This is a genomic window from Nocardia sp. NBC_00416 (assembly GCF_036032445.1).
GTDB lineage: Bacteria > Actinomycetota > Actinomycetes > Mycobacteriales > Mycobacteriaceae > Nocardia.
In genome coordinates this window covers 5,548,475-5,562,849 of sequence record NZ_CP107932.1, presented here as the reverse complement: position 1 = coordinate 5,562,849, position 14,375 = coordinate 5,548,475, and the positions used below count along the sequence as shown (strand labels likewise).

The following is a 14,375-nucleotide window of genomic DNA, read 5'->3' as shown; positions in this document are numbered from 1 at the left end:
GCCGCTCAATCCGCTGATCTGCGAACACAACACCCGGTGTCCACACTTCACGAGCCCCGAACGGCCACCCTCTACGCTGGTGCTGTGCCGATCACACGTGCGCTCCTCAAGCTGTCGGGCAGCTGTGTACTCGCCTCCGTGCTCGTAGCCGGATTGTTGTTCCCGGTCGCCGGAGGTTTCGGATTCGTCTCGAACCGCGCCGCCGACGCCGTCGACAACGTGTCCGCCGAACTGGTCGAGGGAACCGTTCCCGCTGTCTCCACCATGGTGGACGCGGCCGGTAACCCGATCGCCTGGCTGTACGAGCAGCGCCGGTTCGAAGTGCCCAGCGACCAGATCTCCAACGATATGAAGTTGGCCATCGTCTCCATCGAGGACAAGCGCTTCGCCGACCATCACGGTGTCGACTGGCAGGGCACCATTCGCGCCTTCCTCACCAACACCAGCAGCGGCGAGGTCCAGCAGGGCGCCTCGACCCTCGACCAGCAATATGTGAAGAACTTCCAACTGCTCGTCGTCGCGAAAACCGACGCCGAGCGCCGCGCCGCCATCGAGACCACTCCCGCACGTAAGATCCGCGAGATCCGGATGGCGCTGACCCTGGACAAGGAACTCAGCAAGGACGAAGTCCTCACTCGCTATCTGAACCTGGTTCCGTTCGGCAATTCCTCGTACGGCATCCAGGACGCCGCCCAGACGTACTTCGGTGTCGACGCCAAGGATCTGAACATCGCCCAGTCGGCGATGCTGGCCGGGATGGTGCAGAGCAGTTCCAAACTGAACCCCTACACCAACCCCGAAGGCGTCACCGCGCGACGCAATACCGTGCTCGACACCCTGATGCAGAACATCCCCAGCCGGGCCGAGGAGTTCCACACCGCCAAGTCCCAGCCGCTGGGCGTGCTGCCGGAACCGAAGGGCCTGCCCCGGGGTTGCATCGCCGCGGCCGACCGCGGGTTCTTCTGCGATTACGCCCTGCAGTACCTGGCCAATGCCGGACTCAGCAAAGAACAGATCGAAAAGGGCGGCTACCTGATCCGCACCACTCTGGACCCCGCCGTCCAGGATTCGGTGAAGCGCTCGGTGAACGCCAACGCCGACCCACACCTGGAGAACATCGCCGAACTCATGTCGCTGATCGGCCCGGGCAAGGACAAACATCCGCTGCTGGCGATGGCGAGCAGCCGCACCTACGGCCTGAACCGGGACGCGCACGAAACCCTGCTCGGGCAGCCGTACACGATGGTCGGTGACGGCGCGGGCTCGGTGTTCAAACTCTTCACCACCGCGGCCGCGATGGAGAAGGGCATGGGCATCAACGCCCAGCTCGACGTGCCGTCCCGGTTCGACGCCCGGGGCATGGGCAACGGCGGCGCTCCCGGCTGTCCGCCCGCCACCTATTGCGTGGAGAACGCGGGCAACTACCGATCGCCCATGTCGGTGACCGAGGCCCTGGCCACCTCACCGAACACCGCCTTCGTGAAACTCATCCAGGCTGTCGGCGTGACGCCGACGATGGATATGGCGGTCCGGCTCGGGCTGCGCTCCTACACCGAGCCCGGCACCTCCGGACACGACGACAACCAGAGCCTGGCCGATATGATCAAGGGCCAGAATCTCGGATCGTTCACTCTCGGTCCGGTCGCGGTGAACCCGCTGGAACTGTCCAATGTGGCCGCGACCATCGCCTCCGGCGGCACCTGGTGCCCGCCGTCGCCGATCGCGGAAGTCATCGATCGCTACGGCAAGCCGGTTCCGCTCACCGAACAGGCGTGCGAGCAGGTCGTCGAGCCGGGTCTGGCCAATACTCTGGCCAACGCCATGAGCAAGGACTCCGCCGGCGGCGGCACCGCATCCGGCGCGGCCGCGTCGGCCGGCTGGAACCTGCCGGTATCGGCCAAGACCGGTACCACCGAGAGCCACCGGTCCTCGGCGTTCCTCGGGTTCACCAACTCGCTCGCCGGGTCGGTCTACGTCTACGGCGACAGTCCGACACCGGGCGAGATCTGCTCGTTCCCGCTGCGCAACTGCCCCGCCAACGACTCCAGCGGACTGTTCGGCGGTAACGAGCCGGCCAGAACCTGGTTCGGCGCCGTCAAGGCCGCCGCCACGAGCTTCCCGCCACCGGCCCTGCCGCCGATCGACGAGAAGTACGTCCGCGGCGCCGAGAACGCCCAGGTGCCCGATGTCGTGGGAATGACCGCGGGTGAGGCGACCGGGGCACTCACCGGCGCCGGGTTCAAGGTCACCTCGGTGACCTCGCCCGGCTCGGCGCCCAAAGGCACGGTCACCGGGTCGACCCCGAACGGCTCGGCGATCCCCGGATCGCAGGTGACGATCTACCTCAGCGACGGCACGGTCCGCGAACCACCGCCACCGGGCCGACCGGCCGCCACCACCCCGAACGCGCCGGGGATACCGCTGCCACCGTTCCTGCCGCCGATCCCCATCCCGGTGCCCATCCCACGGTGACCCCGGTGACGGCGCGGCCCGATCCCACGATCGAACCTAGAGTCGCGCCTTCACCGCCGCCGAGATCCGGGAGCCGTCGGCCTGACCGGCGGCGAGCCCGGTCGCGACCTTCATGACCTGGCCCATCTGCCGCATTCCGGGCCGTTCGCCCAGTTCCTCCGCGACCTGGGCGATCGCGGTATCGGCGACATCGGCGACTTCGGCGTCGGTGAGCTGGGTGGGCAGGTATTCGTCGATGATCCGCGCCTCGGCGTGTTCGTTGGCCGCCAGCTCACCGCGGCCCGCCTGGGTGTAGATCTCGGCGGATTCGTTGCGTTTCTTCGATTCCTTGGTCAGGACCGCGACGACCTCGGCATCGGACAGTTCGCGGGCTTCCTTCCCGGCGACCTCGGCCGTCTGGATGGCGGCCAGCAACATCCGCAGAGTGTTCAGACGCAGCGAATCCTTCGCCTTCATCGCGGCGGTCATATCCGCGCGCAGCCTCGATTTCAGTTCCGACATGCGCAGAACGGTAGCCGCTGCACCCCGCCACGCCCACCGGATTACCCGCTGAAGCGGGCGTGTCCGGGTCGCGGTGGTTCGGGGTATTTCCCAGGCCACAGGCCTCCCACCGGCCGCCACGCCGTGTCATCGACCCCCCACGCCGCGGAAACTGTGGCTCAACACGCTGCGCGCACAGCGTGCTGGTCACCTATGCTGGGCAAATGCCCGTGATCTCGACGTCGGCCCTGCGCCGAACCGCCTTCGGCGCCGCCGGAGTCGCGGCGGCCGGAGTCGGCTACGCCTCTTTGATCGAACGCAATGCCTTCGTTCTGCGCGAAGCCACCATGCCGGTACTTCGACCGGGCTCGGCGCCGCTGCGGTTGTTGCACATCAGCGATCTGCACATGACCCCCGGGCAGAAACTCAAACAGCAGTGGCTGCGCGAACTCGACCGGCTGGAACCCGACCTGGTGATCAATACGGGCGACAACCTGTCCCACCAGAAGGCCGTTCCCGCGGTGGTCCAGTCCCTGGGCCCGCTGCTGTCGCGGCCGGGCCTGTTCGTGTTCGGCAGCAACGACTACTTCGCGCCGGTGCCGAAGAACCCGCTGAAGTACTTCGACAAGAACCACAAGCGGGTACACGGCGCACCCTTGCCCTGGAAGGATCTGCGCGCGGCGTTCACCGAACGCGGCTGGCTGGACCTGACACATACCCGGCGAGATATCGAGGTCGGCGGTATCCGGATCGCCAGCGCGGGCGTCGACGATCCGCATCTGCAGCGCGACCGCTACGACACCATCGCCGGCGCCCCCAACCCGCTCGCCGATCTCCGGATCGGTCTGACGCACTCGCCGGAACCGCGGGTCCTGGACCGCTTCGCCGAGGACGGCTACGACCTCGTCCTGGCCGGTCACACCCACGGCGGGCAGCTCTGCCTGCCCGGCTACGGCGCCCTGGTCACCAACTGCGATATCGATCGCTCGCGGGTGAAAGGGCCGTCCAAGTGGGGCGCGCACACCCGGCTGCACGTCTCGGCCGGGATCGGCACCTCCCCCTGGGCGCCGTACCGCTTCTGCTGTCGCCCCGAGGCCACCCTGCTCACCCTCGTCGCCGTCCCGCCGAAACAACCGGCCGCCGACTCCGGCCGCGGTATCTCGACATCGCAGGCGGTGGCCCGGTAGCTCTGGCCGCCGCCGGAAAATAGACGCTGAACTGGCGGTTTCTTTTCCGGACGGGACCTGGGGTAAGCTATCGCAGGTCCACTTCACGGGGTGTGGCGCAGCTTGGTAGCGCGCTTCGTTCGGGACGAAGAGGTCGTGGGTTCAAATCCCGCCACCCCGACTCGTGTTGGTCGAGACACGATAAGGCCCCTGACCGATGGTCAGGGGCCTTTCTCGTTTCCCTGGCTCGCCACCGCCGATCCGACCCCTCCGTCCGGCGTGCGGGAATGCAGGCCCTGCCCGCCCGGGGACGCTCCGTCCGGTCGCCACAGCGTCCACAGAATTCGGGTGTAGCGTCCCCGAATATTCATGACCTCAGTTAAGGAGTTTCATGGTCGGGACCACGCGCCGCGCCCTCCGTACGACGGTCGCGGGGGCGACCCTCGCATTCGGTGTCTCCGTGCTGATACCGCAGGCGGCCTCCGCCCAACCAGCGCGGCCCACTCTGCCGGTCGGTGCGCCGGCCTACACCGTCGAGGTGAACAGCCCGGCGGGCAGCCCCGGCTATGTCTACTACTCGACCGGAATGAGCGCTGCTGCGCTGGTGCCGGGTGTCGAGCCGCTGCTGTCGCAGCTGCCTCCCACCGCGCCCGCGAACATCGTGCGGGACAAGTCCGGCCGCGAGATATGGCGGTACACCCCGCCGCCGGGGCAGAGCGTGTCGAACTTCCGGGCACAGAATTATCGGGGCGAACGGGTGCTGACCTGGTGGCAGGGCACGACGGTCGGCGGACACGGCTCCGGGGTGGACGTGATCGCAGACGAGCACGGCAATATCATCGAAACGCTCTCGCCGGGCGGCGATTCCAGTGATGTGCACGAGTTCCGGATCACGCCCGACGGACGAGCCCTGATCACCTCCTACCATGAGGTGACGGCCGATCTGTCGGCGATCGGCGGTCCCGTGGACGCCCGGATGTTCGACACTGTCGCGTCGGTGGTGGATATCGCGAGCAAGCAGGTGCTGTTCCGTTGGAGTGCCGCCGAGAACGTACCGCTCACCGAGAGTGCGGAGGCCGGCAAGTTGCCGGGCAGCGGCGTTTACGATCCGTATCACATGAACGCGATCAGCCTGGATCCCGCGGGGAACCTGGTGCTCTCCATGCGTAACACCTCCACCGTGTACAACGTGGACATCCACACCGGGGCGATCAACTGGCGGCTGGGTGGCAAGAACTCCACTTTCGAGCTGGGGCCGGGCGTGCAGTTCGCGTTTCAGCACGACGCGGAATTCGCCGACGACGACACGCTGCGGCTGTTCAACAACAACTCGAGCGGTTTCACCACGCTCGGCACCTCCAGTGCGCAATGGATCGATCTGGATCTCGGCGCCCGGCGGGCGACACTGGCGCGCAACCAGACCCACCCCGCGGGGCTGACTGCTTTCGCCATGGGGAACGCACAGGGTCTCGACAATGGGAACACACTGGTGGGCTGGGGTATGGCGCCGCATATCTCGGAGTTCTCCCCCACCGGCGACCTGGTCTTCGACGCCGCGCTCCCGCTGGGGACCTACCGCGCCTACCTGGAGGATTGGGCTCCGGCCGGGAAGTGATCGCAGTCCGGGCGCGGCCGGTTCATCAACTGCCGTCGTTCGCTGTCCGGCGCGACCGGCAACCTGTTGGGACATGCCGATGCCCGGTCGACGGGATCGGGCAGTGTGGGGCATATCAGCCCTCGGCCGATTTCTCGGCCGAGGGCTGATCATCGATGAAGGTGGACCCGGTCGGCACCGCCGAAACCGCGGGCGAGTCAGTAGGACCGATCCGGCCGAATCGGCGACGGCCGCGAGTCAGAACTCGAGGACGATCCGGCCGCGCACCCCGCCGCGTTCGAGCCGGCGATGGGCTTCGCTCGCTTGTTCGGCGGGCAGCACGTCCGCTACGCGCAGGGACAGTACGCCGGACGCGGCCAGTTCGGAGAGACGATCGAGCCGGTCCTTCTCGTGGATATCGGTGCCGACGAAGATCTCGTGGACGGTCAGGCCGGGACGGGGGGTGACACCGCCGGAAAGCTGCGCGGTGCGCAGGGCGGCGTAGCCCCCACCGGCGCGGATCACCGGGGTGATCTCGTCGCGCAGCAGCGCGGCGTCGATCACGGCGTCCACTCCACCCGGAAGGTGCGCGCGGATCTGCGCGGCGGTCTCGGCGCCGCGGTCGACGATGATATCGGCGCCCAGGGTCCGGACCAGGTCACGGTCCGCGGGGGCGGCATCGGCGATCACCTGGAGACCCGCGTGTTTCGCCAACTCGATCGCGTATCCGCCGACCGCACCGGCCGCACCGGTGACGACGAGCGACTGCCCGGGCTCCAGCGCCAGGCGGTCGAGGGCCTGCCACGCCGTGAGTCCGTTCATGGGAAGGGTCGCGGCGGACGCGAAATCCCGGCCCGCCGGCAGGGCGGCCACCGATTCCGCCGGGACGACGATCTTCTCCGCGTAAGCTCCGCCGCCATCGAGCACCGGCAGGGTGATCGCCACGACCTCGTCGCCGACGCGCCAGCCGGTCGCGGGGTCGGCCTCATCGACCGTTCCCGCCGCGTCCCAGCCGGGTACATAGGGCGGGTTCACCGCCGCGTACCGTGGTTGCGACAACCCGCTACGCGTCACGACATCGGATGGGTTGACGGCCGCGGCTCGCACGCGGATCCGCACCTGCCCGGGGCCGACGGCCGGTTCTGGGAGATCGAAGCCCCGCAGTACCTCGGGACCCCCGGGCTCGTCGAAACCGATGACCCACATAGTTCGCCCACCTTTCGGTTTGATAGCTATCAAACCAAGCCAACAGGGCCAGCTCCGACGGTATTCCACGACCGGCCGCTACGCCCATCGGAAGCTGTTCGGCGCCACCCGCTAGCCCGGACTCGATTCCGATGACAGCGCGGCAAGCGCTTCGCCCAGCCGGGCTCCACTGGGCACTGAGCCCTCGGGGTTGCCCATCCACTGCATGACCAGGCCGTTCAGGATGATGAAGTACAGCTCGGCGACGGCACGCCCCCGGGAGCCGTCGAGGCCGGGATAGGTTTCGACCAGTAGATCCGCGATCTCGGAGACGGCGAAATCTTGCATCTCCTCCATCCTGGGCCGTTCACTCGGAGTCCGGTAGATGCGGACCAGGTTTTCCATACTCGCCACCAGCACCTCCCGGTTGGCGGCGAAGAGGTCGGCCATCCCGTCCCATACCCACGAAAACGCCTCGCCCGGCGATTGTCCGGCCGTGGCCCTGATCCGCCGCTCGAGGTCGTCACCGATCACCCGGCCGGTCTCATCGGTGAAGGCCTCGGTGAGCAGGCGGTCCTTCGAACCGAAGTGATATCCGATGGCCGCCAGGCTGACTCCCGCGGTGGTCGCGATGTCACGGGCCGTGGTGGCGGCGAACCCACGCTCGTAGATGCAGGTGCGGGCGGCCGCCAGCAGATCCTCCTTGTTTCCCATACGACCACTCTAGCCAGGTCTTAGACATTTGTTCTAGACATACGTTCTAGTCCTGTGTTAGACATTTGTCTAAGACATTCGATCAAAACCTCGAACGGGGACCTCGATGACCACACAGCCCACCGCAGCGAAACTCCGAGTGCTCATCTCCGGCGGCGGTATCGCCGGCAACGCGGTCGCACTTCAATTGCTCCGAGCCGGAATCCGGCCCACGGTGATCGAACGCGCCGCCGCGCCCCGGCCCGGCGGCCAGGCCGTCGACCTGCGTGGACCCAGCCGCGGGGTCGCGGAACGGATGGGGCTCATGCCGGGAATCCGGCGGCACCAGCTCGACGAGCGCGGCGTGGTCTATGTCGACTCCACCGGCAGCGAAGCGGCCCGGATGCCGGCCGAACTCTTCGAAGGCAAGGGCGCGGTGGCCGAAATCGAGATCACCCGCGGCGATCTGAACCAGGTACTGCTCGACGCGATCGCCGCGGAAACCGGCCGGCCCGGTATCGACTACCGGTACGGCGAGCAGATCAACGCGCTCCATGAACACGGCGACGGCGTCACGGTGGAGTTCGCCTCCGGCGGCACCGAAGAGTTCGACCTGGTGATCGGCGCCGACGGTCTGCACTCGGCCACTCGCCGACTGGCGTTCGGGCCCGAAGAACAGTTCAGCACCTACCTCGGCGGGTACACGTCCTACTTCACCATGCCCACACCGGCCGGGATCCGGCCACACTGGATGACCGTGCACCTGATGCCGGGCGGGACGTTCCTCGCCTTCCGTCCGGACGCCGACCCCGCGACCACGAAGGCGATGATCAGCGTTCGGATGCCGGCCGATCCGGCCCTGCGGCGCGACACCGCCGCCCAGCAGCGGCTCCTGCGCGAACGCCTCACCGACGGTGACTGGCTCGCCCCGGAGGTCGCCGCGGCCATGGAGCGGGCCGACGACTTCTACTTCGACGAGCTCGCGCGTATCACCATGCCCCGCTGGACAACCGAACGGATCGCGCTGGTCGGCGACGCCGGTTACTGCGGGTCGCCGCTCAGCGGGCAGGGCACGGCCATGGCGCTGGTGGGCGCCTACGTACTGGTCGGTGAGATCACTCGCACCCCGGACCAGCCGACCGCGGCACTGGCGCGGTACACCGAAATCTTGCGCCCGTTCGTGGAATCCGCTCAGCAGCTGCCGCCGGGCGGGGTGAAGGCCATGACTCCGAAGACCCGAACGGGTATCAGGGCCTCGCTGGCTCTCGTCCGGTTCACCACCTCCCGGCTGATGGCGCCGCTGATGACGCGCATGCTGTCCGGGACCGAGGACTACACACTCCCCGATTACTCCGCCGCCGACCCGCTCCCGGTGGCGAAATAAGGACCTGCGCCGGGCGCGGCCGGAGTGGAACGAGAAACCCACTCGACCGTCACCATTGCGGTCGCCCGGACTTCACTGTGCGTCCCGACGCGGATTCCGGCATCGGCCGGGCCTGCGGCCGGCCGGACGCAGGCGACCTACCCACTTTCGTCCGACCGGCCGTGCTGCCGTAGCGCCATCATCGATCCTCGAACGGTTACCTTTCGCGGCGGCGGACCGGATCACCTGGACTCATACCATGTTCCGATTCCGCTGCTGAGCATCCGGAAGAGCCGAACTCTCACTCGATGGCCGTCCGTCCGGCCCGGTCACCCCGCGAGACCGGCCCGGTCGGACGATGCCGCCGGCCCGTGGGCCGGTCTGCCACCCCGCGGGACAGACCGGCTCACCGGACTCCCCGGCTCCCCCGCCGGTTCGTCCACCCCACCCCTGCGCCGAGGCGGTTCCGGTTCCTCCCCAGGTCCCGGAACCACCTCGTCCCCGCCCAGCGGATCCCTCCCCCGGATCCACCCCGCTCCCCCACTTGCCGGGGTACTTTCCGGGTCCTCCCCAGGCACCGGTCCGCACCCCACCCCCACAGGACGGCGTATTCGACTACTGGCAGGAGTCGAATACGCCGAGTTCGGTGCGACCGTCCTTGATCAGGTAGCCGGTCGCGATCTCGGTACCGTCCATCTCGGCCGGTTCGGTAACGCCGGCCGTGCCGGTCTCCCTCTCACCCGCGCCGGACAGGGCGCCCTGCGCGCCGTCGACGATCACCGTGCGACACCTGATCTGCTGGTGCTGCCCCGGCTGGTAACGGGCCTGGGCGTAGACCGCCGGCGCGTCGACTTCGATGACGATCTCGTCGTCGTGGGTGTAGGTGGCCCGACGGGTCAGGGCGGTGCCCGGCTCACCTTCGGTAGCCGCGGCGGGCCCGGCGGCCGGCACCACGGTGGTGGCGGGCAGGGTGAGCGCGGCGGTCAGCTTGCTGATCATCTACGGTTCCTGTTCGCAGTGTCCTCGTGCCGGTTGTTCCGGCGTCGACACCAACAATGCGGCCCCGCACTTGGCGCGCTCTTAACGTGAACTTATAACGCTGCGACCACGATTCGTCACAGTGCAGACAAGGTCGGGGCACAGCTGGGCCTTCGCTGCCGGGATCCCGGTATCTCGGGCATCATGGAGGCATCCGCTACGACAACGAGTGGGAGTGTGGATGGATACGTTGGTCGTATGGGCTCTGGCCTGTGCGTTCTACTGGTTCGGGCTGCTCTGACGGGTGTAGCTGGGCCCAGCCCGTCCGCGGCACGCGCATGGCCGGAGCGCACGCGGAGGTACGCCTAGCAGGGCCCGCGCCGAGACCGTGCCGGCACCGCGACACCTCGTGCCGGTAGCAGACCGCCCCTGACCCGATCCGCCGATCGAGTCAGGGGCGGCGCGCTGTCCGGAACGTCGCGTCGCCGGTACCGGCCTTCCCCCGTAACGAGCGTTAGTGTGATCCGCATGGTGCGTTTCGGTGGGCTCCTGGCGGGGGTCACGGCGGTGACACTGATAGCAGGGCAGGTATTCGCGGCGCATGCGCAGGCGACTCCCGGACACGGACAACCGGCCACCGAATGCGAGGTGTCCTCCGGCCGGGAACCGGCCCGGGCCGAGCCGGAACAGGTCGGTCTGGATTCGGCCCGCCTGGCCGACGCACTGGCCTTCGCTCAGAGCCGGAATCGTTTGAACATCCAGGTTTTTCGGCACAACTGCCTGATCGGTGCGGGCTCGGAGAACGAGCGGACCGGCGATACCCCCTGGAACGTGTGGAGCGTGACCAAAAGCGTGGTCTCGCTGCTCACCGGCATCGCGGCCGGACACGGCCGTATCGATATCGACGCGCCCATCGACCGGTATCTGCCGCCGGGGCTGGGCGACTCGCGACACCGGGCCATCACCGTCGAGAACTTGCTCACCGAGACCTCGGGCATGCGTACAGGCGTAGTGACCGAAGGCCTCACCGGAGCCGTCCCGCTCGATCCGAACAGCGCGGTGCAGGCCCTGGGCGTACCGCTGGATCACCAGCCCGGCACCGTGTTCACCTACAGCCAGCGCACCGTCGATCTGCTCTCGTACGTCCTGGAGCTGGCGGTCGGGGAACCGCTGCAGGAGTTCGCGCAGCGCGAGTTGTTCGCGCCGCTGGGTATCGAACGCGGCGACTGGTATTGGGCGCGCGACCGATCCGGCCACACCTACGGTTACGCGCATCTGCTGATCCCGCCGAACGATCTGGCGAAACTCGGACTGCTCGTCGCGAACGACGGCAACTGGAACGGGCGTCGGATAGTGCCCGCGCAGTACCTGTCCCACGCCACCAGCCCCTCGGCCACGAACCCCTGCTACGGCTACCTGTTCTGGACCGGACCCGATTGTGCGGAGAATCCTTCGTTCATGCCGCCCGACACCTATGCGATGGCCGGAGTCGGCCTGCAGAACGTGTTCGTCGTGCCCAGCCTGGATCTGATGGTGATGTGGACCGGAGTGTTCGGGAACGTGAGCGCCTACGGGCCCGGCGGGATCATCCAGAACACCGGCGAATTGCCGCACGAGTTCTTCCGCCTGTTGTTCGCCGCATTCCAGGAACCGCCGGTGCCCGACCCCGGGCCGTATGTGGAACCGCCACTGCGGACCGATCCCAACTCCTATATCGACACCGATATCCTGCTGGCCGTGTTCGGGATCGGGCCGTCGGCGTATCCGGGCTGCACTGTGTTCGACTGCCTCGGCGCACCACTCGCGGCGCCGTTCAGCGACGCGCCGCCCGGCTGTGTTCTCCTGGCCTGCCTCGGAACCGATCCGCGCACACCGGGAATCCACTGAACCGGACGGCGGCCGCCCTCAGCGGTCGGCGAGCAGTACCTCCGCGATCTGGATGGTGTTCAGCGCGGCGCCCTTGCGCAGGTTGTCGCCGGAGATGAACAGCGCCAGGCCGCGGCCGTCGGGCACACCCGGATCCTGGCGGATCCGGCCGACCAGCGATTCGTCCTTGCCGGCCGCCGCCAGCGGGGTGGGAACGTCGACCAGCTTCACCCCGGACGCCTTGGCCAGGATCTCCTGGGCCCGCTGCACCGACAGCGGGTCGGCGAATTCGGCGTTGATCGACAATGAGTGACCGGTGAACACCGGAACCCGGACACAGGTGCCGCTGACCAGCAGATCCGGCAGACCGAGGATCTTGCGGCTCTCGTTGCGCAGCTTCTGGTCCTCGTCGGTCTCGCCGGATCCGTCGTCCACCAGCGCGCCGGCCAAGGCCAGCACATTGAACGCGATCGGGGCGACGTACTTGTTCGGGGCCGGGAAATCCACGGCGCTGCCGTCGTGGGTGAGCTTCTCGGCATCGTCGATCACCGCGCGGGTCTGCGACGCGAGTTCCTCGACACCGGCCAGACCACTACCGGAAACCGCCTGATAGCTGGACACGATCAGCCGCTGCAGGCCGGCCGCGTCGTGCAGTGGTTTGAGCACCGGCATCGCGGCCATGGTGGTGCAGTTGGGGTTGGCGATGATGCCCTTGACCAAATTGCGGGTCTGTTCCGGGTTGACCTCGCTGACCACCAGCGGGACCTCCGGGTCTTTGCGCCAGGCCGACGAGTTGTCGATCACGGTGACCCCGGCGGCCGCGAAACGCGGCGCCTGCACCCGCGACATGGTGGCGCCCGCGGAGAACAGGGCGATATCCAGGCCCGCGGGATCGGCGGTCTCGGTGTCCTCCACCACGATCTCGCCGCCGCGCCACGGCAGCTTCTTGCCGGCGGACCGCGCCGACGCGAAGAACCGCAGTTCGTCGGCCGGGAAATCACGTTCCTCGAGAAGTTTGCGCATCACGGCGCCGACCTGCCCGGTCGCGCCGACCACACCTACGCGAACACCCATGGGCTGTTTCCTTTCGACATGATCGGGAGCGCTACGTGGTTACGCTGCGCTGCCTCCTCCGCGCCTGACCCGATCACGTCAGCGCCCCGTTCCGGCGTGTACGACGGCGACCTCGTCGCCGCCGAGGTCGAAGGCACGGTGCAGGACCTGCACGGCGTCGTCGAGTTCGGTGTCCTTGACCAGCACCGAGATGCGGATCTCGGAGGTGGAGATGAGGTCGATATTGATTCCGGCCTCGGCCAGCGCCTCACAGAAGGTGGCGGTGACCCCCGGGTGGCTCTTCATTCCGGCGCCGACCAGCGACACCTTGCCGATGTGGTCGTCGTAGAGCACCTGGGAGAAACCGATATCGCCCTGGTACTTGCTCAGCATCTCCACTGCCCGGACCCCGTCGGATTTGGGGAGGGTGAAGGTGATGTCGGTCTTGCCGGTCTCCACCTTGGAGATGTTCTGCAGGACCATATCGATATTGATCTCGGCCTCGGCCACGTAACGGAACACCTTGGCCGCGTAGCCGGGTTCGTCCGGCAGCCCGACTACGGTCACCTTGGCCTCGCTGCGGTCGTGCGCGACGCCCGTCAGGATTGCTTGTTCCAAGGGAATGTCCTCCATCGATCCGTATACGTAGGTGCCCTGCTTGTCGGTATAGGACGAACGCACATGCACGGGCACGTTGTAGCGGCGTGCGTATTCGACGCAGCGCAGCATCAGCACCTTCGACCCGCAGGCCGCCATCTCCAGCATCTCCTCGTAGGAGACCTGCTCGAGCTTCTGCGCGTCGTTGACGATGCGCGGATCGGCCGTGAACACTCCGTCCACGTCGGTATAGATCTCACAGACGTCGGCCTCGAGCGCGGCGGCCAGCGCGACGGCGGTGGTGTCGGAACCACCGCGCCCCAGCGTGGTGACGTCCTTGCTGTCCTGGCTGACGCCCTGGAAACCCGCGACCAGCACGATCGTGCCTTCGTCGAGGGCTTCGCGGAGGCGGCCCGGGGTGACGTCGATGATCTTGGCCTTACCGTGCACCGACGTGGTGATGACACCGGCCTGGGAGCCGGTGAACGACCGCGCCTCGGCGCCGAGACTGTGGATAGCCATGGCCACCAGTGCGTTGGAGATGCGTTCACCGGAGGTGAGCAGCATGTCCATCTCCCGGGCCGGCGGCGCGGGAGAGACCTGTTCGGCCAGGTCGAGCAGTTCGTCGGTGGTATCGCCCATGGCCGAGCAGACCACGACGACGTCGTGGCCCTGCTTCTTCGTCTCGACGATCCGTTCGGCGACGCGACGGATCCGGTCGGCAGAGGCTACCGAGGATCCTCCGTACTTCTGGACAACGAGTGCCACGAGGGGTCCTCCAATGTCGGCGAACAGGCGATCAGTGCAATAGCGTACCGATGCCGGTGCCGCTGTTCCGGGAGTATCCGCCCTGGTTGTGGAATAACACACAGCCGTGTGACGTCACGTTTACCTGCGCCCGCACCCGCCGGACGCGCCGGACGCGCGG

11 protein-coding genes and 1 tRNA gene are annotated in these 14,375 nt (G+C 67.5%); 6 read left to right on the top strand and 6 right to left on the bottom strand.

The genetic code is table 11. The features are described from left to right. The first annotated feature begins 84 nt into the window (after positions 1-84). Positions 85-2,472 (top strand): penicillin-binding protein, encoded by a 2,388-nt coding sequence (locus OG804_RS23940; protein WP_328390091.1) that lies wholly within the window; start codon positions 85-87, stop codon positions 2,470-2,472. A 36-nt stretch (positions 2,473-2,508) separates the two neighbouring features. Here OG804_RS23940 and OG804_RS23935 read toward each other — a convergent pair whose 3' ends face one another. Further along, positions 2,509-2,973 (bottom strand): GatB/YqeY domain-containing protein, encoded by a 465-nt coding sequence (locus OG804_RS23935; RefSeq protein ID WP_328390089.1) that lies wholly within the window; start codon positions 2,971-2,973, stop codon positions 2,509-2,511. A 203-nt stretch (positions 2,974-3,176) separates the two neighbouring features. Here OG804_RS23935 and OG804_RS23930 point away from each other — a divergent pair, with 203 nt between their 5' ends. The 3 genes from OG804_RS23930 (at position 3,177) to OG804_RS23920 (ending at position 5,733) form a co-directional block, all read left to right on the top strand. Continuing rightward, entirely contained in the window at positions 3,177-4,139 is a 963-nt protein-coding gene (locus OG804_RS23930; RefSeq protein WP_328390087.1) for a metallophosphoesterase, read from the top strand. Between the two features lie 86 nt (positions 4,140-4,225). Beyond that, positions 4,226-4,299, top strand: a tRNA-Pro gene (locus OG804_RS23925). Between the two features lie 210 nt (positions 4,300-4,509). Then, a complete protein-coding gene (locus tag OG804_RS23920; protein WP_328390085.1) occupies positions 4,510-5,733 on the top strand; it encodes an arylsulfotransferase family protein in 1,224 nt (407 codons plus the stop codon). Between the two features lie 237 nt (positions 5,734-5,970). On the opposite strand, the gene OG804_RS23915 is transcribed toward OG804_RS23920, so the two are convergent. Continuing rightward, positions 5,971-6,918, bottom strand: coding sequence for an NADP-dependent oxidoreductase (locus OG804_RS23915; RefSeq protein ID WP_328390083.1), 948 nt, complete (start codon positions 6,916-6,918; stop codon positions 5,971-5,973). A 111-nt stretch (positions 6,919-7,029) separates the two neighbouring features. Then, entirely contained in the window at positions 7,030-7,611 is a 582-nt protein-coding gene (locus tag OG804_RS23910; protein WP_328390081.1) for a TetR/AcrR family transcriptional regulator, read from the bottom strand. 106 nt (positions 7,612-7,717) lie between these two features. On the opposite strand from OG804_RS23910, the gene OG804_RS23905 reads away from it, so the two are divergent. Beyond that, complete coding sequence (locus OG804_RS23905; protein WP_328390079.1) at positions 7,718-8,974, top strand: FAD-dependent monooxygenase; 1,257 nt, start codon at positions 7,718-7,720, stop codon at positions 8,972-8,974. 594 nt (positions 8,975-9,568) lie between these two features. On the opposite strand, the gene OG804_RS23900 is transcribed toward OG804_RS23905, so the two are convergent. Then, positions 9,569-9,952: a hypothetical protein gene (locus tag OG804_RS23900; RefSeq protein ID WP_328390077.1), complete on the bottom strand. Its 384-nt coding sequence runs from the start codon at positions 9,950-9,952 to the stop codon at positions 9,569-9,571. A gap of 507 nt (positions 9,953-10,459) precedes the next feature. On the opposite strand from OG804_RS23900, the gene OG804_RS23895 reads away from it, so the two are divergent. Continuing rightward, positions 10,460-11,818: a serine hydrolase domain-containing protein gene (locus OG804_RS23895; RefSeq protein WP_328390075.1), complete on the top strand. Its 1,359-nt coding sequence runs from the start codon at positions 10,460-10,462 to the stop codon at positions 11,816-11,818. A gap of 18 nt (positions 11,819-11,836) precedes the next feature. Here OG804_RS23895 and OG804_RS23890 read toward each other — a convergent pair whose 3' ends face one another. Continuing rightward, positions 11,837-12,871, bottom strand: a complete 1,035-nt coding sequence (locus OG804_RS23890) for an aspartate-semialdehyde dehydrogenase (protein WP_328390073.1) — start codon at positions 12,869-12,871, stop codon at positions 11,837-11,839. A gap of 78 nt (positions 12,872-12,949) precedes the next feature. After that, the gene (locus OG804_RS23885) at positions 12,950-14,215 is read right to left on the bottom strand and encodes an aspartate kinase (RefSeq protein WP_328390071.1); all 1,266 of its coding nucleotides are present in this window, start codon (positions 14,213-14,215) and stop codon (positions 12,950-12,952) included. Between the last annotated feature and the right edge of the window lie 160 nt (positions 14,216-14,375).

What these genes read in the sequence shown, in the direction of transcription:
- OG804_RS23935 (WP_328390089.1), bottom strand. Translation starts at nt 2,973, where the DNA reads ATGTCGGAACTGAAATCGAGGCTGCGCGCGGATATGACCGCCGCGATG.
- OG804_RS23930 (WP_328390087.1), top strand. Translation starts at nt 3,177, where the DNA reads ATGCCCGTGATCTCGACGTCGGCCCTGCGCCGAACCGCCTTCGGCGCC.
- OG804_RS23920 (WP_328390085.1), top strand. Translation starts at nt 4,510, where the DNA reads ATGGTCGGGACCACGCGCCGCGCCCTCCGTACGACGGTCGCGGGGGCG.
- OG804_RS23915 (WP_328390083.1), bottom strand. Translation starts at nt 6,918, where the DNA reads ATGTGGGTCATCGGTTTCGACGAGCCCGGGGGTCCCGAGGTACTGCGG.
- OG804_RS23910 (WP_328390081.1), bottom strand. Translation starts at nt 7,611, where the DNA reads ATGGGAAACAAGGAGGATCTGCTGGCGGCCGCCCGCACCTGCATCTAC.
- OG804_RS23905 (WP_328390079.1), top strand. Translation starts at nt 7,718, where the DNA reads ATGACCACACAGCCCACCGCAGCGAAACTCCGAGTGCTCATCTCCGGC.
- OG804_RS23900 (WP_328390077.1), bottom strand. Translation starts at nt 9,952, where the DNA reads ATGATCAGCAAGCTGACCGCCGCGCTCACCCTGCCCGCCACCACCGTG.
- OG804_RS23895 (WP_328390075.1), top strand. Translation starts at nt 10,460, where the DNA reads ATGGTGCGTTTCGGTGGGCTCCTGGCGGGGGTCACGGCGGTGACACTG.
- OG804_RS23890 (WP_328390073.1), bottom strand. Translation starts at nt 12,871, where the DNA reads ATGGGTGTTCGCGTAGGTGTGGTCGGCGCGACCGGGCAGGTCGGCGCC.